The organism is Pontibacillus sp. HMF3514 (assembly GCF_009858175.1).
In the GTDB taxonomy this organism is placed as follows: Bacteria; Bacillota; Bacilli; order Bacillales; family BH030062; genus Pontibacillus.
The window spans coordinates 2,064,909-2,083,289 of record NZ_CP047393.1 but is presented as its reverse complement, the minus strand read 5'-3'; the positions used below and the strand labels follow the sequence as shown (position 1 = coordinate 2,083,289).

Sequence of the window (18,381 nt, the reverse complement as noted above, 5' to 3'; positions counted from 1 at the left end):
TAGTGAGCTGGTTCTCCAGCTCACTCTATACATAAAGGAGTTTCGTATGAAGATTATAGCCGTTTCAGGATACAAACCAATGGAAATGGGATTATTTCAAATAGATGATCCTAAAATTGATTATGTAAAAGAAACGATTAAACGTAGATTACTCCCCCTAATTGAAGAAGGGTTGGAGTGGGTATTAATTTCAGGTAATATGGGAGTTGAAATATGGACAGGCGAAATCATACTTGATTTAAAGAATGAATATGATATAAAGCTAGGGGTTTTTCCGCCATTTTTAAATCAAGAAAGCAGGTGGCCTGAGAAACAACAAGAGCAATATCGTATGCTAATAGAGAGTGCAGATTTCTTTAAACCATTGTATAATAAAGAATATGATGGACCCTATCAGTTTCAAGCCAGAGACCAGTGGTTATTAGAAAAAAGTGATGCTTGTATACTCTTGTATGATGAAGAAACAGGAGGAAGCCCTGCATATTTTTTAGAGAAAGCAAAGCAATACCAAGAGAAGCATGATTACCCTATTTATTATATTACACCATTTGATATTGATGATACGGTTCGTGAAATGATGATGGAGGATCCAAATTACTGGTCTGATTAATCCAACAATAAATTGACATTAATTGCTTCATCTGCAAAGATTATGATAAGAGCTATAAGTTTGAGGTGAAAGAAATGGGTTTAGAACGAGTACAGTATTCAAGTAAAGATATTCTGGAAAAAGATTTTAAAACAGCCATTCGAGGTTATAATCAAGAAGAAGTAGATCAGTTTTTAGATGACGTTATTCAAGATTATGATGCTTTTCAGAAAGAGATTGAGCGATTAAAGCAAGAAAATGAGCAATTAAAGAAGCAAAACCCAGGGGCTCAACAGCAATCATCATCACCTGCCCCTAAAAGAACAAGAAGTGCTACACAACAACCTCAGCAAGGACAAGTTAACTATGATGTCTTGCAGAGGTTATCAAACTTAGAAAAAGCTGTTTTCGGGAAAAAGTATTCTGACTCTTAATGGACTGATTTCCAACATTTTTATAATGAAAGGGTCACTCTCTCGTGGTACAATGAATTTTACAGGGTTAGATGAGCTTTCAATAAACATTCCGTATTGAGGGGTGTTCTAACGCTTAAGTTTTCAATAGAAAGTCATTGACCTAACGACTTGAAAAGATTAAAATATATGAGCGGTTGATGAATGCTTGGGTAATCGCTGGATGATCTATCATTCAGAGGAAAGTCCATGCTCGCACAAGCTGAGATGCTTGTAGTGTTCGTGCTTGACGAAACCATAAGTCAAGGTAGTGTAACAGCTAACGGCAGAAAAATGACCTACGTCACTTGAAGATAAGGTCAGAGTATCTTGAAAGTGCCACAGTGACGAAGTTCGCTTGGAAACAAGCGAAGTGGAACGAGGTAAACCCCGCGAGCGAGCAACCCAAAAATAGGTAGGGGCACTCTTCTGAGGGAACTAAACCAATATGAAGAGACAAGCTATAGGCTTGTAGATAGATGATTACCACCTTATGTACGAGGTTGACCACCGATAGGAGTACGAGGGTACAGAACATGGCTTACAGAGCATTCATCAGGTCTTTTTTTACTTATGACACCCTTTCTAAAGCTAGAAGCTTAGAAAGGGTTTTTTATTAATTTAAGAGAATGCACAATTAAATTTGTGTTTTTCTAAGACATAAAGCGAGCATATTAATACATAGCTACGTAATAGCAATAAAGGAGTGCAAGGGCATGCCAAAAAAAGTTAACCTCATCGCGACATCTGCAATGGGATTAGAATCCGTTGTTGCAAAAGAGGTAAAAGATTTAGGTTACGAAGATGTTACAGTTGAAAATGGAAGGGTGCGTTATCAAACAGATGTGAGTGGTATTCCTAGAAGTAACTTATGGCTTCGTACAGCTGATCGTGTAAGGCTTGTGGTTGGTGAATTTCAAGCTACAACCTTTGACGAATTATTCGAGCAAACAAAAGCCTTACCTTGGGAGAATTTCATTCCTGAAGATGGTTCAGTACCTGTTATTGGAAAATCGGTTAAATCAACGCTACACTCAGTTCCCGATTGTCAATCCATCGTGAAAAAAGCAATTGTAGAACGTATGAAAAAAATGTACGGACTTGCTTCTTCTCGTATTCAAGAAACAGGTCCAATGTATCGGGTTGAAATTGCTCTACATAAAGATACAGCGCTGTTAACCATTGATACAAGCGGAAGTGGACTGCATAAAAGAGGTTATCGAACTGGGCAAGGTGAAGCCCCGTTAAAAGAAACGTTAGCTGCAGCTTTAGTTCAACTTACGAACTGGAAACCGGATTTTCCTTTTGTAGATCCTTTCTGTGGATCAGGTACTATTCCAATTGAAGCAGCTCTTATTGGACAAAATATTGCTCCCGGCTTCAACCGTGAATTCGCTTCTGAAGAATGGGATATGATTCCATATAATCTTTGGGAAGATGCATTTAATGAAGCTGAAGAAGCTGCTAATTATGATCAACCACTTGATATTACAGGGTTTGATATTGATGGACGCCTAATAGATATCGCTAAAGAAAATGCTATGGAAGCAGGTCTTGGTGAATTAATTACATGGAAACAGATGCAAGTGAAGGATTTTCGTCCTCAAAGTGCGAATGGTTATATTGTAGGAAATCCACCGTATGGAGAAAGAATGGGTGACAAGGAAGAAGTAGAACAAATGTATAAAGACTTTGGTGGGATTATGAAAGACTGTCCTTCTTGGAGTGTATACATCATCACTTCTCATCCTAACTTTGAAAAATTGTATGGAAAAGAAGCAACGAAAAAGCGTAAATTATTTAATGGCTTCATCAAAACGGATTACTACCAATATTTCGGTAAGCATAAATAAAAGAGGAGGAGAACCATGGGGGAACAGTGGAATCAAACAGAAGAACAGTTTATGAATTATGTGAAGGAAATGAGTCAATACGGAGAGGCCATTTCATTAATGGCTTGGGACCTTCGCACATATGCTCCTAAAAATGGAGTAGAAGGCCGTTCAGATGTTATTGCTACGTTATCTCAAAAAGTACACCAAATGGCAACTTCTGATGAGATGAAGGGCTATATTGAAGCATTAAAAGGTCATACTCAAGACGAGATAATTCAGAAAAGTATTGAGGAATGTGAAAAGGAATACAACAAACACTCCAAAATCCCTTCAGATGAATATAAAGAGTATGTCTCTCTTCAAGCTAAATCAGAGGCAGTTTGGGAAGAAGCAAAAGAAAAAAATGATTTTGAAATGTATCGTCCTTACTTAGAGAAAATGGTTGAATATAATAAACGTTTTGCTGAGTACTGGGGTTATGAGAAACATATCTACAATGCACTTCTTGATAACTTTGAGCCAGGTGTAACAGTCGATGTTTTAGATGAAGTATTTCCGGCTGTACGCAAATCTTTAACAGACTTACTACAACAAATTAAAAAATCAGATGTGAATCCCGATCCAACTCTTTTAACAGGTCATTTCCCTAAAGAGCAACAAGAAGTGTTTAGTTTAGAAATCCTAAAACGTATGGGGTATAACTTTGAGGGTGGACGCTTAGATGAAACTGTTCACCCATTTGCAATTGATCTAAACCAAGGAGACGTTCGTGTTACAACGAAATACGATGAAAAGGATTTCCGGACAGCAGTGTTCGGTACTATTCATGAAGGTGGACACGCGTTATATGAACAAAATATTAGTCCTAAACTTGCTTATACACCATTAGCAGGTGGTACTTCTATGGGGATTCATGAATCACAATCCTTATTCTGGGAGAATTTCGTTTCTAGAACAGAAGCATTTTGGAAGAACCATTATGAACTATTCTTATCCCATGCACCTGAATCGTTTCAACACGTAAAGTTTGAAGATTTTTATCGTGCTGTCAATGAAGTGAAACCTTCATTTATTCGAATTGAAGCGGATGAACTAACTTATTGTCTTCATATCATGGTACGCTATGAACTTGAAAAAGCTTTAATTAATGATGAAATTCAAGTGAAGGATCTACCTGAGTTGTGGAATGACAAAATGGAAGAGTATCTTGGTATTCGTCCTAAGACTGATCAAGAGGGCGTACTACAGGATGTTCACTGGTCTGGTGGTGCGTTTGGGTACTTTCCTTCTTATGCATTAGGTTACATGTATGCAGCACAATTCCATAATACAATGAAAAATGATTTAGATGTTGAAGAAATTATTGGTAAGGGTGACTTTGAACAAATCCGTAAATGGCTTACAGAAAACATTCACCAATACGGAAAAATGAAGAAGCCACTTGAAATTTTAGAAGGTGTAACGAATGAGAAGTTAAACCCTACTTATTTAGTTGACCATCTTCGTGAGAAATATCAGAAGATTTATCAGTTTTAATACACGCGAGAAAAGGGCTTAATCACAATGTGGTTAAGCCTTTTGTTTTTATGAAGCGGTTAATCTTTATTCCATTAAAGCCCCCTTATATTGAAGACTTGGATCCGAGATAATGTACGGTGGAGGTCCGTTGCCGAAAAAAGAGTAAGGGGTTCATTGAAACGGCAAGCCTCCTGTGGAAGACCAGCCGAGCTTCCTCGTTCGCAAGCTCTCTGCGGGATCTCGTCAGCCCTTTGCTACCACTGGAGTTTGCCGTTTCCTTCACCCCTTTGCGTTTATGGAGGTTAACGGACCCTAGTTATTTGAGCTCTAACCCTTACGGACATCTGTTCCGTTATTTTGAATTTTTAAGGCATTTAGAGAGTCGTTACGGACATATGGTACCTTATTTGTGACAAATTAGGCTTTTTCAAGTTGATTTGATGCAAATAACGGAATGAATGTCCGTAAGCTCTTCATAAAAGTCATATTAAGATCAAATAACGGAACAGATGTCCTTAAGCATCACCTCTCCATATCACTGCGGTTCCGTTCATCACGATTCGGCTAAGGTGGGCTGTGGAACGGGTTGACTCCTCCGGTAGAAAGGGCGAGCGAGATCCCGCAGGAACGTAGTGACGAGGAAGCTCGATCGGTCTTCCGGGGAAAGCAACCCGTTCCACAGCCCACCGAACTGCATAAACATAACGGAACCACCCCGCACCAGCTTATTCCAGATAACTGCCATATAACTGAATAACATTATTTCAAATAAAAATCTCGCCACATTAAATGATGACGAGATTTTTCGTATTTTGTATATTAGAAATTCCCAATTAACGTTTTAAACGTAGGAGATCCTGGTGGTGAATTTTCGATAATATCAATGAATGGGATTGTGTAAGCGAATGCGATAAGAACTACTGCTATACCAATCCATAGACGCCAATTATCAAAAATCACTGGAGTAGGAGCTGCGTTATTAGCTTCTTCAGCAATCGGGAATTCTTCTGTTCCTTTTGGAGCGAAGAAGGTCATATAAATAAACGTGTAAAGCATTAAGATAATACCAATGAACAGAATTGAACCACCGATCGCCTGTGCGTATTGGTAACCAATCCACTCAGCAGCTTGTTCAGTGCCCCCATAATCAGAGTAAGAAGAACGTCTAGGTGCTCCAAGTAACCCTGCAATATGCATAGAACCTGACATGATGAACATACCTAGAGTCCATACAATGGTTTGAATAATGCCTAATCGATTTGTTTTAGCATCTAATTTTCTTCCTCTTAATACTGGAATAAGCCAGTAGGAGATACCAAAGAATGTTAATATTACAGTCGTTGCTAAGGTTAAGTGAAAGTGTCCAGTAACCCAAATTGTATTGTGGACCACTAAGTTTAATTGGTTTGATGCGTTAACAAGACCACCAGCACCTGCTGGAACAAATGCAATCATACCAATCATAGGTGCTAAAAAGCGTACATCTTTCCAAGGTAATGTTTTAAACCAGCCAAATAAAGTCTTTTCACCTTTTGCACGTCCCGCAGATTCAAAAGTAGCAAACATAGAGAATGCTGTTAGTAATGAAGGAATGGCAACGGCAAATGTTAATACAACTTGAATGTACTTCCAGAATGGATCAATCCCTGGCTCTAATAGTTGGTGGTGAAACCCAACTGGAATTGAGAACAAGAGAAATAGTATGAAAGCTAATCGAGCTAAACTATCACTAAAGATTTTGCCACCGATAATCTTTGGAATAATACCATACCAAGCCATATAAGCAGGTAGCAGCCAAAAGTAAACAAGTGGGTGACCGAAGTACCAGAATAGGGTTCTACTTACTAAAATATTTATTTCATCAACAAGGCCAAGCGACCATGGGATAAACTGAATAAGAACAGTTGCTGCAACACCTAGAGTAGCAATGAACCAGATTAGCATATTAATAACAACCATAAATGCTAATAGAGGAGACTTTTCTCCAGGATTTTGTTTTTTCCAACGGTATAACTGACGGAAGTTTACAAAGCATGCAATCCAAGAACCTACAACGACAAGTGTTAGTCCAAAGTAGAAAATTGGGTGAGCTGCGAGTGGTGCGTAAAAGGTGTATAGAACACTAGCTTTACCAAGAAGAATCATGGTAGCTGTTGCTGTGGTTCCAATTACCATTGTCCAGAATGCGATCCAACCCCATTTTCGTTCACCATTTGTCATGCCAACAGTTTTCGCCATTAAAGCAAACTGAAAACCAATAATAAAGAAAGTTGTTAATACAAGGGCAAGAATAACTCCATGAACCGTTAAAATTTGATAATAGCCAATACCAAATGGTAGTTGAACTTGACCTGTTCGTACTAATGTTTGAAGTAGTCCCATTAGACCACCTATAAGTAATGAAATAAAAGCAACCCACATATGAGCCATCGTTAGTTTAGCGTTTTCTTTTCCGAGTTTTGTCTCAACAGCAATCATTCTTCATACACCTCCACTTGCGCAGTCATGAACTGGTGTCCTGTACCACAATATTCGTTACAAACGACCGTATAAACCCCAGGCTTATCAAGCGTGACCTCTACTTGGTTAATGTATCCAGGTTCAAGCATCATGTTGGCATTGGTGCCCGCAACTTGAAATCCATGTACCACATCTTTGGTTGTACCTTGGAACATTACTTTAGAGCCTGCTGGAATTCGAATTTTTCTAACAACATTTCCTTCTTCATCTTTTCCAAAATCATAATTAAAAGCAGAAGCAACAACGTTTACAACGTAGTCCAAATCTCCACCTTCAACTTCTTGCAAACCTAAGTTTTCTTCTTTAAAAGGATCGTGTGCTTCAACACGTTGTGGGTCAATTACCGTAAGACAACTTGGTGGCTGTGCTCCCTGAATAAAAGCTCCAATCCCCAGTACGATAAGGAAGAAAAGTAGTGTTCCTCCTCCTATAAACATCCATAATTTTTCAAGCCTATGCATGTGCATAACGTTCATCCCCCTTAATACTTAATGCATTATCGATTTAAGAATATCCCCCAAACAGAAAACCATGTCCCAACTAGAAAGGCGAAAACAAACATAACGGCAATAAATGTCCCTTTTAAGTTAGGTTCTTCTTGCACGATTTTTGTTTTCGTTTCCGTTTTTTCTAAATGAGTGTTAGGCATGTTTTACCTCACTCCTTTCTTTTGAGTTTCAGGAATTGTTTTACACTTTTATCTTACAAGAAAATTCACAAGAGAAAACAAAAATGGAAGATGATTCACAAATCGTTCATGAAGTGGTTGGATCTCAATGATATCAAGGGTTTTCAGGAGTTTGGTAAAAAATAGAATATGGAGTTTTTGAACGTTAAATGACAAAGTTTGGAACACTTTGTGAAAATAAGAACGTCTGACTGTTTTCTAAGGTATAGGGAGGAGAATGAAAGATAAAAAAAAACCCTTAGTTAAGGGGAGGTCCGGTAACTAAGGTTTTATTTCAAAAGGCTTGTGGATCGACAAGTGATCTTTATTAGCTTAATTCTTTTTTCATATTAGGAGCAAGTAAACCTGCTTCTTCATAAAGGTTACCGAGTTTTTCTTCAAATGAAGAGAATTTCTCATTTGCTTTTGTAAAGTCAGCTTCAACTGGTTTATCAAGAGCTGTCTTTACTTCATTGAAGTAAGCTTTTAAATCATTTATTGTAGCGTTTAGCTTTTCTGTGTTCTCGTCAGAAAGTTCGCCTTTAATGGAAAATGAATTTAGCTTTTCAACCGCTTTTTCAACCTCTTTTTGAACGTCTACAGCTTTTGTTGTAACTTCCGCTTTAGCAGTTGCAAGCTCCTGTTTATCTTTGATTGTAGTAAGATTTTCAATTTGAGCTTGAATATCTTGTACTACAACATTATGAGGACGTAATTGTTTAGCTAGTTCTAGTTGTGTGTCTAGAAGGGTAGATTGTAATTGTTTATTGTTCTCTTTCTTTTTGTCTCCGTTTGTAGCTTCTTCTTGCGTTTGATTTTCGTTTTCTTTGTTTTTGTCTGCAGAATCTTCAGATTGTCCGCAACCAGCGATAACTAATAGTGAAGATAGACCCGCAATCAATAATTGTTTTTTCAACTCTAAATGAACCCCTTTCATAAGTACATAAAGTAGTTTATATTTTCCTTTTCAAAATGTAAACAATACGGAGAAATGTTATAATTATTAAAATATTGAGACTTAGAAGGAGAGGAAGATATGTACTTACCTAGTTTTAGTTTGGAAGGGAAGCTAGCAGCTGTTACAGGTGCTACAAAAGGAATTGGTTACGCAATTACAATGGCGTATGCAGAGGCAGGAGCAGACGTTATTATTATATCTCGAACAGAAGAAGATGTTTTACATGTAAAAGAAGAGGTAGAAGCGTTGGGGAGAAAGGCTTATCCAATTGTAGCGAATGTACAACAGTATAATGATATTATTAACCAAATTAATGGTGTGATTCATGATGATCAACCAATTGATATATGGGTAAACAATGCAGGCATGAATATTCGAAGTGACGCTTTTGACGTATCAGAGGAAGAATGGGATCAAATCATTCAGACGAACATGAAGAGTGCTTTTTTCTTAAGTCAATATGCTGCTAATCGAATGAAGGAACATCAGCGAGGGAAGATTATAAACATAACCTCCGTAGCAGGGCACGTTGCACTACGTACAGGTGTTGTTTATGGGATGACCAAAAGTGCGCTCATACAAATGACTAAAACTTTATCACTAGAGTGGGGTAAACATAATATACACGTGAATGCAATTGGTCCATGGTATTTTCCAACCTCTCTTACTGAGAAACTGTTAGAGAATGAGGAATATGTGAAGGAAATCGTTGATCGAACTCCGATGGGGAGAATAGGTAAGTTAGAAGAATTAGCTGGCTCTGCTGTATTTTTAGGTTCTGAAGCGAGTAATTACATAACTGGACAAACCTTGTTTGTTGATGGAGGAATGACCGTTTACGGATTTTAATATAGAATAATTAGAAAAGGAGATGAACTAAATTACTGTTCATCTCCTATTTTTATAGTATTTAATTTTTAGTCTTCCACCATCAGAATGAGTTGTAGAGATCCCTCTTCATTCAACTCTACTGGTACTCGAAAAGCCTTTTTAAAACCCGAAATCTTTGTCGATCCTACAATTACAGTCGGTGGTGTAATATCGATAGAGACTTCCCTCTGCGAAACAACCGTTGCCAAGTTCCCGGCGATCATATTGGCTAATTCACCTGTGAAAGATTCCAACATTTCTCCTTCAATAGGCATGCCAAACATTTTTTCCCCAATACTTCCGATGCTTTGATGGTTTCCTTCAATAACAAGTCTCCCTTTCATATCTCCTGTCATTCCAATTAAAACTCCTAGTTCAGCTTGAATGAGAGGAGCTTCAATTAATGAAGGGGAGTCGATATGTACATCAAAAGGAATGATTGATTTCACAGATTCGATTGTACCATTTAAAACTTCTGTAATACCTTGGCTTACTGTCAAAAAACTCCCACCTTCGTTCCACACATTTTTCTTAATGATACCACAAATATCGACAAAATGCGTGGTTAATTTACATGATCTGTGAAAGGATAATGATAAAGGAGGGGGTTAAAATGTCCTTTATAACCTCTGTAGGGGTAAGTTTACCAGTATATGAATTGCATCAAAAAGATATAAAATCTTTTATTCAACATATATTCCCTAGAGAAAGAAGAGAAGTAGAAAGGCTCTTACCTGTATTTGAACACGCTTCTGTAGAAAAGAGACAATTTGTTGTCCCCATGGATTGGTTTGATAAAGATCATACCTTTCAAGATCGAAATGATACTTATGTAGAACAAGCTCTTAAACACTCATTACATGCTGTTGACGATTGTTTGAAGAATGATACATTCTTACAAGAACAAATCCCCTATGAGGCAATCGATATGATCATCTTTGTTTCTAGCACAGGCATAGCTACACCTACGATTGATGCTAGAATGATGAATGAGAGACCTTTTCGGGATGATGTGAAACGTGTTCCACTATGGGGATTAGGCTGTGCTGGAGGAGGGGCAGGCATGTCCAGAGCAATGGAATATACCAAAGCTTATCCTGATGCCAATGTACTTGTTGTTTGTGTAGAGCTATGTAGCTTAACCTTTCAAAAAGACGACCACAGAAAGAGTAATTTTATAGGGGCAGCATTGTTTGGGGACGGAATTTCTGCAGCTCTTGTTTTAGGAGAACAATCTCCCTACCTCACACAGAAAAGAAAGGTAGTCCCTAAAATGCAAACAGCTAGTTCAAAATTAAAGAAAGAAGCACTTGATGTTATGGGATGGAATATAAACAACGATGGATTTCAAGTGGTATTCGCCAGAAGCATTCCATCTCTAGTGGAATCATTTTGGAAAGACCATGTGACTACTTTTCTAGAGAGGAACGATTTATCTCCACAGAACATTCCATTTTTTGTTGCCCACCCTGGTGGAAAGAAAGTGCTTCAAGCCTATGAAGAAGTCCTTCAGTGTTCATCTGATAAATTTAAACATTCTTATGATGTTTTAAAAAATCATGGCAATATGTCCTCTGCTACAGTCTTGTATGTTTTAAAGAAGTGGATGGAAGAAGAACAAGAAATAGGAACAACAAGTGTGATGGCTGCATTAGGTCCCGGGTTTAGTTCAGAACTTATTCGTTTGGAGTGGTCTTCATGAACATGATTTTTACCATTATCTTCATATTAATTGTTTTACAACGGATCATTGAAGTTATTATTGCAAAACAAAATGAAAAGTGGATGAAAAATCAGGGAGCTACAGAACATTATTCAGATCATTATAAGTGGATTGTTTTCGTCCATACGCTTTTCTTTTTTTCTATAATGTTTGAAGCATTTGGAGAGAAACTTGTTCTTAATCAGTGGAAAGGAATTCTTTTATTATTATTTGTGTGTGCGCAAGCCTTCCGAGTATGGTGTTTAGCATCATTAGGGAGATACTGGAACACAAAGATTATTGTACTTCCTGAGGCGGAATTAGTTACAAAAGGGCCATATAAATTTATGAAGCACCCCAATTATGTTGTGGTTGCCATTGAATTTATTTTAATTCCATTACTGTTTAATGCTTATGTAACGGCTTTTATATTTCCGGTATTGCATGGCGTCCTTATGAGAATCAGGATTCCATATGAAGAAAAAGCCCTTTCACGAGATAAATTAAAAAGTAATTGAGAAAATTTATCATTCTCATTGAAAACGATAAAAAGCTTTGCTATACTTTAATTAGTATTGAAAATCATTATCAACCAAAAGAAAAGAGGGGCTGGAATGGTTTTACTTATCATGTTAACCGTAGTCGTTTATTCGGCATTAATGATTGGATTATTAGCAAAGTTGAAAGATCAACATGTATTATCCTTACTAAATTTTGTTCAAGGAAATAAACTATCAAAAATGAACCAAAAACAAAAACAATATGAAAATGCTCTCTTAACCAGGTAAATTAACGATACCTGGTTTTATTTTTTTGCTTAAATGAATGAGGTGGAAGTTTGTAAAACAATTCCATGTCTACATGATTTAATATAACCTTTTGAATAATAATATTTTCTTTATTTATGTTTTCTAGATATAATAAGACTTATATAGTTTGAATAAGGAGGAGGTACATCTTGGAACCGTTAATCTCCGTACATGATGCGAAGAATTATCTTAACAAGGGACAAAAGATCCTGTTCGCAGATTGTCGTTTCTCTTTGCAAGATCCTCAAGAGGGAGAAAGACTCTTCAACGAGGAACATGTACCCGGAGCTGTTTACTTCGATCTTGAGAAAGATTTAAGCGGTAAAGTTGAAGATACAGGTGGACGTCACCCATTACCAAGCATAGACATTTTTGTGAAAAAGATTGAAGAAGCAGGTATTCATAAAGACACAACGATTATAGCTTATGATGATCAACTATCGGCTATGGCTTCTAGGTTCCTATGGCTTATGAAATACCTCGGCCACCAGAGAGTTTATATTATGGACGGCGGTTTTAAGGCTTGGAAACAAAATCAATACCCTGTTTCCAACTCCGTTGAACAAAGTGAGTTGGGTGAATTTCAATACGACATACATAATGAGTTAATCGCAACTCAGAAGGAAGTAGCTGAAAAAATTGAAGATTCAAATGTAGCAATTTTAGATTCGAGAGCTTTCGAACGTTATGCAGGCTGGAATGAACCAATTGATGAAAGAGCAGGACATATACCTTCTGCACAAAATTACTTTTGGAAAAATCTTTTTGAAGATGGTTTCTGGAAGTCATCGGATGTGTTAAAAAACTACTTTTCTAATTTAGCAAAGTATAAAGAAATTATCGTTTATTGCGGATCTGGGGTTACTGCTACACCGAATGTGATTGCTCTTTGGCAAGCGGGCTTTCAAAATGTAAAGTTATATGTGGGTAGTTGGAGTGATTGGATTACCAACCCTGATAATGAAATTAGAAGTGTATCGAAATCGTAATAGGATTCTTTGGATTAATCTAGACAGAATAAAGGATGTTCAGAATGGCGCAATCGAAATCACTCGGTTATTTCATTGAAGATTTATGGACAAAAGGCTTTCGCTTAACCGATAAGGATATTCATTTTATATATTTAGGGAAACATTATACAAACTCAGAAGATTGGCTTGTAATTTTGGCTTTAAAAGTTACACTTCAATTTCAGTTTAGGTTTGTGGGAAGTTTCTTTTTAGGTGTATTAGAGTATTTAAGTGAAAATCAACCATCTTCTCGAAAAGAAGTTTGGCAATTGTTGGAACAAAAGGGGATTTCTAAATATAATTTTAATGGACATCGATTAAATAGTAATATTACTAAGAGTTAATCATGTAGTTAATTAAAGTTAATGTATAGGTAAATGGCTGTCTTCAGAAGAAGAGAGCCATTTCTTATCTTGATTAATTATTGGTAAGAAGTTTATTTGAATAAAGGAATGTTTACTATATAAAAAAGACCAACCCATATCATTATGATTGTGGCTGGTCATGGATGGCTTTTCGAGCTAATTCATCAGCGTGTTTATTTTGTTTATCGGGAATCCATTTAATGAAAAAATAAGGAAATGTTTCGCTCAGTTCTTCAGCATTTCTTAAATAGGGGAGGAAACGTTCTTGTTTCGTATTTGATTTTTCTATTGAATCAACCACTAATTTTGAATCAGACCGAACACTTAAAATTTCATCGGGGAAGTCCTTTTGACAAACCTCAAGTGCCTTGATTAGTGCTGTAAACTCTGCCTCATGATTCGATAATACCCCAATTGGAAAAGAGTAAGAATACTGTTCTTTGCCATTTTTAATATATACACCAGCACCGCTTGGTCCCGGATCTCCTTTAGAAGCTCCATCTATATAAACCTCAATCATGTGTATACCACTCCCTATACGTGAAAAACAGCGGTATCCAGAAGGATGACCGCTGTCTTTATAGGTAATTTTTTTTAGTTTTTAGTTACGTTCGCTGCTTGAGGTCCGCGGTCGCCTTCAACGATTTCGAAAGTTACGCTTTGACCTTCTTCAAGTGTTTTGAATCCTTCTTCGTTGATTGCAGAATAGTGTACGAATACATCATTTCCACCTTCAACTTGAATGAAACCATAGCCTTTTTCTGCGTTGAACCATTTTACTGTACCGTTTTCCATTGTAACAAATCCTCCTAAAAGCTTTCACGTGATACGTGGTAATACAAAGAAAACGCTAGACCAAAAAAGGTAACTCCGCAAGAAATGGAGGACCACAAAATCCTGGACCACTTCTATAGAAGTTACCTTTCTTTCATGAATCCGCTTATCTTCTTTGCTTATGTTCAATATAGCGTATTTTAATAAGTGAGTCAACATTAGAGAAGGTAATTAACTAAAAAATTAAATAACAATAAAAAGTATTGTTGTAAGAGCTTTGGTAGCGTTTACAAAATATTTTATTTATAATGGATTTGACTCTGTTTTTATTGGATATTACGTTAAAATAAGGGAGAGTTAATGAGAAAGGGGTAACGATATGAAAACAGATATTCAAATTGCGCAAGAAGCCAAAATGAAGCCGATCCAAGAAATAGCAGAAGGGTTACATTTAGACCTTGAAGATTGGGAGCCTTATGGACATTATAAAGCTAAATTATCTGATTCACTTTTAGAGAAATTACATGATCGTCCTAATGGAAAGGTTGTTCTTGTAACAGCCATTAATCCTACACCTGCTGGCGAGGGGAAATCTACTGTAACAGTCGGATTAGGTCAAGCTATGAATAGAATTAATAAGAAAACCATTATTGCATTACGTGAGCCGTCATTAGGTCCAACCATGGGGATCAAAGGTGGCGCTGCTGGTGGTGGTTATTCTCAAGTACTTCCAATGGAGGATATCAACCTTCACTTTACTGGTGATATCCATGCTATAACAACAGCTAATAATGCTTTATCCGCTTTTATCGATAATCATATTCACCGTGGTAACGAATTAAATATCGATGCTCGTAAAGTGGGATGGAAACGTGTTGTTGATCTTAATGATCGCGCCCTTCGACAAGTCGTCGTCGGTCTTGGTGGCCCATTACGAGGTGTTCCTCGTGAAGATGGATTTAACATTTCAGTTGCATCAGAGATCATGGCCATTTTATGTTTAGCAAAGGACTTACAGGACTTAAAACGTCGCTTAAGTGAAATTGTCTTTGGATATACATATGATGATAAGCCTGTAACCGTTAAGGAATTGGGAATGGAAGGTGCCCTAACCTTGTTATTAAAAGATGCTTTAAAACCTAACTTAGTACAAACGATTGAAAATACACCAGCTATCATTCACGGGGGTCCTTTTGCAAACATTGCACATGGATGTAACAGTGTCATGGCAACGAATATTGCTGCCAAATTAGGAGATTACGTTATTACAGAAGCTGGGTTTGGAGCTGACCTTGGTGCTGAAAAGTTTTTAGATATCAAAACACGTGCTGGAGAGTTTGAACCAGATGCAGTCGTTATTGTTGCGACAGCTAGAGCCCTTAAGATGCATGGTGGAGTAGCTAAAGATGAACTAAGCTATGAGAATATAGAAGCGTTAAAACAAGGAATGGAAAACCTTGCAAAGCATATGGATACAATCTCTGAATATGGTCTTCCGTATGTGATCGCTTTAAACCGTTTCCCAACAGATACAGATGAGGAATTAAGTTATATTCAGAAATGGTGCGAAGAAAAAGGAGTTCATATTTCCTTAACTGAAGTCCATGCAAATGGTGGTCAAGGTGGAATTGATCTTGCTGAAAAAGTTGTAGATACTGTTGAGAACGCTTCTAAGGATTTTAAACGTATTTATGATTTAGAAGATAGCATTGAAGATAAAATATTAAAGATTGCTCAAAAAGTGTATGGTGCTTCTGGTGTTGAATATTCAAGCAAGGCCAAGAAGCAATTAGACCAGTTCGAACAACTTGGTTGGACAAATTTACCGATTTGTATGGCGAAGACTCAGTATTCGTTATCTGATGATCCTACATTACTTGGAAGACCAACTGACTTCACAATTACAATTCGTGAATTCAGCCCATCTATTGGTGCAGGGTTTATCGTGGCGTTAACAGGTGATGTTATGACAATGCCTGGTCTTCCTAAGAAACCTGCTGCATTAAATATGGATGTAGATGAAAATGGAAAAGCTTTAGGATTGTTCTAGAGGATAAGTCAAAAAGTTCTGTTGCGCATTGCGTGGCAGAGCTTTTTTATAAAGGTTAGAATATTTAATGTAATAAAGTGCTTGTAAAGATCTTATTCGGTTATATGGTAGTTATCTGGAATAAGGCGTAGAGTGGTTCCGTTGCCAAATAGAGAGCGGGTGGGCTGGGAAATGGGTTGCTTTCCTGCGGACGAACTATCGAGCCTCCTCATCCGCTATTCGCTCCTTGCGGGGTCTCGCTAGCCCGTTTGACCGCTGGAGTCAACCCATTTCCCAGCCCACATTGGCGTTATTGAGATAAACGGAACCGCAGACGAATGATCTTGCCTAATTCAGTATCTGAAGTTAAGTAGAGCTCTTATAGAAAGCTATTTAGAGGTTTTGGATTACCTAACTTTAATGTGAGGTCCACTACAGCTATGGGTCCGTTAACCTCCATAACAGCAAGGGGTGAAGGAAACGGCGAACTCCAGTGGTAGAAAGGGCGGCCGAGACCCCGCAGAGAACGGAGTGAACGAGGAGGCTCGGACGGTCTTCCACAGGAGTATCGCCGTTTCAATGAACCCCTTACTCTTTTTTCGTCAACGGACCTCTACCGCACGTTATCTCGAAATCAAGTCTTCCAGATAAGGGGGCTTGTCTTGGATAAGTATCTGATTAGTTCCTTATTCTTTACAAGCTTTTTAAATCTTCTATAAGATAGAAAGGAATACATATCAAGGAGTTATCTGTACTATGAATATTTCCATTGGATTAACGGGATGGGGGGATCATGCTAAGCTTTATGATGCTTCAATATCTCCACAGGATAAATTGTCCGTCTATGCTTCCCATTTTCCGGTAGTAGAAGTTGATAGTGCATTTTATGCCATACAACCTCAGAAAAATTATGAAAAGTGGGTTCGTGAAACACCAGATTCTTTCTCATTCGTAATTAAAGCCTACAATAAAATGACCGGACATAATCGAGAAAAAATGACATCTGATGAAGTGAAAGAGATGTTTCAAGCTTACAAGGAATCTATTCAACCAGTTATAGAAGCAGGAAAGTTAAAGTGTGTCCTATTTCAATTTCCTCCATGGTTTAACGTGTCAAAAGAAAATGTGCAAAAATTACGGGTGATCCGAAAGTTAATGGGCGACTTACCTTTAGCCCTAGAATTTCGAAATCGCACATGGTTCTTACCAGAATATAAAGAACAAACGCTTAAATTTATGAGAGAAGAAAATTGGATCCATTCTATTTGTGATGAGCCTCAAGCAGGAGAAGGTTCAGTACCTCGAATACTGGAGCCAACACATCATGAGAAAACACTCGTTCGATTTCATGGAAGGAATACACACGGGTGGAATAAAAACGGACGTGAGGATTGGAGAGAAGTTCGTTTCTTATACAACTATAATGAGGAAGAGTTACGTGAATGGAAAGAACGGGTTCTTGAATTACAACGAATCACGCCTGATATTACGATTTTATTTAATAACAACTCAGGCGGAGATGCTGCACCAAATGCAAAGACGTTTATCAATATGTTAGGCATATCTTATCATGATTTAAACCCAAGACAAATGGATCTATTCGATTAATGGGAGGTTTATAAAATTACTCATGAGAAAGTTTTAAGAGAAATTCGCTCTTTTATATATGAGCGATTTCAAGGAGAGCCGACAGGGCATGATTATTGGCATATGGAAAGAGTTGCAAATGTAGCAAAAGGTATCGCTAAAAAAGAAGGTGGAGATCCGTTTGTTGCTGAAGTTGCAGGATGGTTACATGATGTAGCGGATGCAAAGCTTGTTGATAATCAAGCAAATGCAGTTAAAGAACAAAAAAGGTTATTGGAGTCTTTAATAGAGTCAAAAGATTTGATTCTTTCTATTGAATCAGCCATGAAGGATATATCTTTTCGAGGAAAGCATAAAACTCCAGAAACGCTAGAAGGTAAAATTGTCCAAGATGCCGATCGGCTTGATGCAATTGGGGCAATAGGAATCGCAAGGACATTTGCCTATGGAGGGAAAGCAGGACAACTCATTCACTCAACACCAACTGAAGATGAAAAGATGAAAGATAACAATACCTCCATTCAACATTTTTATGATAAGTTACTACTTCTAAAAGACTTAATGAATACAGAAACTGCAAGAAACATGGCCCAAGAACGTCATGAATTTATGCAAAGGTTTCTTGAGGAGTTTTACTCTGAATGGGGATCATCCAACTAAACAGACCGTTATGTATTTTACATAACGGTCTGTTCT

20 protein-coding genes and 1 other RNA gene are annotated in these 18,381 nt (G+C 37.5%); 14 read left to right on the top strand and 7 right to left on the bottom strand.

Annotated features, from left to right (window positions below; translation table 11 throughout):
* The first annotated feature begins 46 nt into the window (after positions 1-46).
* The 5 genes from GS400_RS10730 (at position 47) to GS400_RS10710 (ending at position 4,412) form a co-directional block, all read left to right on the top strand.
* A complete protein-coding gene (locus GS400_RS10730; RefSeq protein ID WP_160101612.1) occupies positions 47-610 on the top strand; it encodes an SLOG family protein in 564 nt (187 codons plus the stop codon).
* Positions 611-684: 74 nt separating this feature from the next.
* Positions 685-1,023, top strand: a complete 339-nt coding sequence (gene gpsB, locus GS400_RS10725; protein WP_160101610.1) for a cell division regulator GpsB — start codon at positions 685-687, stop codon at positions 1,021-1,023.
* Positions 1,024-1,206: 183 nt separating this feature from the next.
* Positions 1,207-1,590, top strand: an RNA gene (gene rnpB / locus GS400_RS10720) — RNase P RNA component class B.
* Positions 1,591-1,757: 167 nt separating this feature from the next.
* On the top strand, positions 1,758-2,894 hold the full coding sequence (locus GS400_RS10715) for a THUMP domain-containing class I SAM-dependent RNA methyltransferase (protein ID WP_160101608.1): 1,137 nt from the start codon (positions 1,758-1,760) through the stop codon (positions 2,892-2,894).
* Positions 2,895-2,909: 15 nt separating this feature from the next.
* Positions 2,910-4,412, top strand: coding sequence for a carboxypeptidase M32 (locus GS400_RS10710; RefSeq protein ID WP_160101606.1), 1,503 nt, complete (start codon positions 2,910-2,912; stop codon positions 4,410-4,412).
* A gap of 801 nt (positions 4,413-5,213) precedes the next feature.
* Here the strand turns inward: GS400_RS10710 and GS400_RS10705 are convergent.
* The 4 genes from GS400_RS10705 to GS400_RS10690 all read right to left on the bottom strand — a co-directional run bounded on the left by GS400_RS10705 (position 5,214) and on the right by GS400_RS10690 (position 8,497).
* Positions 5,214-6,872 carry a b(o/a)3-type cytochrome-c oxidase subunit 1 gene (locus GS400_RS10705; protein ID WP_160101604.1) on the bottom strand — a complete coding sequence of 553 codons (1,659 nt, stop codon included), beginning with the start codon at positions 6,870-6,872 and terminating at the stop codon, positions 5,214-5,216.
* Positions 6,869-7,381 carry a cupredoxin domain-containing protein gene (locus tag GS400_RS10700; protein ID WP_160101602.1) on the bottom strand — a complete coding sequence of 171 codons (513 nt, stop codon included), beginning with the start codon at positions 7,379-7,381 and terminating at the stop codon, positions 6,869-6,871. The genes GS400_RS10705 and GS400_RS10700 overlap by 4 nt, the downstream gene beginning before the upstream one ends.
* A gap of 29 nt (positions 7,382-7,410) precedes the next feature.
* Positions 7,411-7,563, bottom strand: coding sequence for a cytochrome c oxidase subunit 2A (locus GS400_RS10695; protein WP_160101600.1), 153 nt, complete (start codon positions 7,561-7,563; stop codon positions 7,411-7,413).
* A 346-nt stretch (positions 7,564-7,909) separates the two neighbouring features.
* Positions 7,910-8,497, bottom strand: coding sequence for a hypothetical protein (locus tag GS400_RS10690; RefSeq protein ID WP_160101598.1), 588 nt, complete (start codon positions 8,495-8,497; stop codon positions 7,910-7,912).
* A gap of 120 nt (positions 8,498-8,617) precedes the next feature.
* On the opposite strand from GS400_RS10690, the gene GS400_RS10685 reads away from it, so the two are divergent.
* Complete coding sequence (locus tag GS400_RS10685; protein WP_160101596.1) at positions 8,618-9,388, top strand: SDR family NAD(P)-dependent oxidoreductase; 771 nt, start codon at positions 8,618-8,620, stop codon at positions 9,386-9,388.
* A gap of 68 nt (positions 9,389-9,456) precedes the next feature.
* Here GS400_RS10685 and GS400_RS10680 read toward each other — a convergent pair whose 3' ends face one another.
* The gene (locus tag GS400_RS10680; RefSeq protein WP_160101594.1) at positions 9,457-9,909 is read right to left on the bottom strand and encodes a chemotaxis protein CheX; all 453 of its coding nucleotides are present in this window, start codon (positions 9,907-9,909) and stop codon (positions 9,457-9,459) included.
* Positions 9,910-10,022: 113 nt separating this feature from the next.
* On the opposite strand from GS400_RS10680, the gene GS400_RS10675 reads away from it, so the two are divergent.
* The 5 genes from GS400_RS10675 to GS400_RS10655 all read left to right on the top strand — a co-directional run bounded on the left by GS400_RS10675 (position 10,023) and on the right by GS400_RS10655 (position 13,274).
* Positions 10,023-11,111, top strand: a complete 1,089-nt coding sequence (locus tag GS400_RS10675) for a type III polyketide synthase (RefSeq protein WP_160101592.1) — start codon at positions 10,023-10,025, stop codon at positions 11,109-11,111.
* Positions 11,108-11,629, top strand: coding sequence for an isoprenylcysteine carboxyl methyltransferase family protein (locus tag GS400_RS10670; protein WP_236560883.1), 522 nt, complete (start codon positions 11,108-11,110; stop codon positions 11,627-11,629). The genes GS400_RS10675 and GS400_RS10670 overlap by 4 nt, the downstream gene beginning before the upstream one ends.
* 96 nt (positions 11,630-11,725) lie before the next feature.
* Positions 11,726-11,899 carry a hypothetical protein gene (locus GS400_RS10665; protein WP_160101590.1) on the top strand — a complete coding sequence of 58 codons (174 nt, stop codon included), beginning with the start codon at positions 11,726-11,728 and terminating at the stop codon, positions 11,897-11,899.
* Between the two features lie 170 nt (positions 11,900-12,069).
* Positions 12,070-12,909: a sulfurtransferase gene (locus GS400_RS10660; protein WP_236560881.1), complete on the top strand. Its 840-nt coding sequence runs from the start codon at positions 12,070-12,072 to the stop codon at positions 12,907-12,909.
* 44 nt (positions 12,910-12,953) lie between these two features.
* Positions 12,954-13,274 (top strand): DUF6123 family protein, encoded by a 321-nt coding sequence (locus GS400_RS10655; protein ID WP_160101588.1) that lies wholly within the window; start codon positions 12,954-12,956, stop codon positions 13,272-13,274.
* A 142-nt stretch (positions 13,275-13,416) separates the two neighbouring features.
* On the opposite strand, the gene GS400_RS10650 is transcribed toward GS400_RS10655, so the two are convergent.
* A complete protein-coding gene (locus GS400_RS10650; RefSeq protein WP_160101586.1) occupies positions 13,417-13,815 on the bottom strand; it encodes a ribonuclease HI family protein in 399 nt (132 codons plus the stop codon).
* Between the two features lie 74 nt (positions 13,816-13,889).
* A complete protein-coding gene (locus GS400_RS10645) occupies positions 13,890-14,090 on the bottom strand; it encodes a cold-shock protein (protein WP_027447673.1) in 201 nt (66 codons plus the stop codon).
* 358 nt (positions 14,091-14,448) lie between these two features.
* On the opposite strand from GS400_RS10645, the gene GS400_RS10640 reads away from it, so the two are divergent.
* The 3 genes from GS400_RS10640 to GS400_RS10630 all read left to right on the top strand — a co-directional run bounded on the left by GS400_RS10640 (position 14,449) and on the right by GS400_RS10630 (position 18,345).
* Complete coding sequence (locus tag GS400_RS10640) at positions 14,449-16,119, top strand: formate--tetrahydrofolate ligase (RefSeq protein ID WP_160101584.1); 1,671 nt, start codon at positions 14,449-14,451, stop codon at positions 16,117-16,119.
* Between the two features lie 735 nt (positions 16,120-16,854).
* Positions 16,855-17,706 (top strand): DUF72 domain-containing protein, encoded by an 852-nt coding sequence (locus GS400_RS10635; RefSeq protein ID WP_160101582.1) that lies wholly within the window; start codon positions 16,855-16,857, stop codon positions 17,704-17,706.
* A 15-nt stretch (positions 17,707-17,721) separates the two neighbouring features.
* Positions 17,722-18,345: an HD domain-containing protein gene (locus GS400_RS10630; RefSeq protein WP_370519797.1), complete on the top strand. Its 624-nt coding sequence runs from the start codon at positions 17,722-17,724 to the stop codon at positions 18,343-18,345.
* Positions 18,346-18,381: the final 36 nt, after the last annotated feature.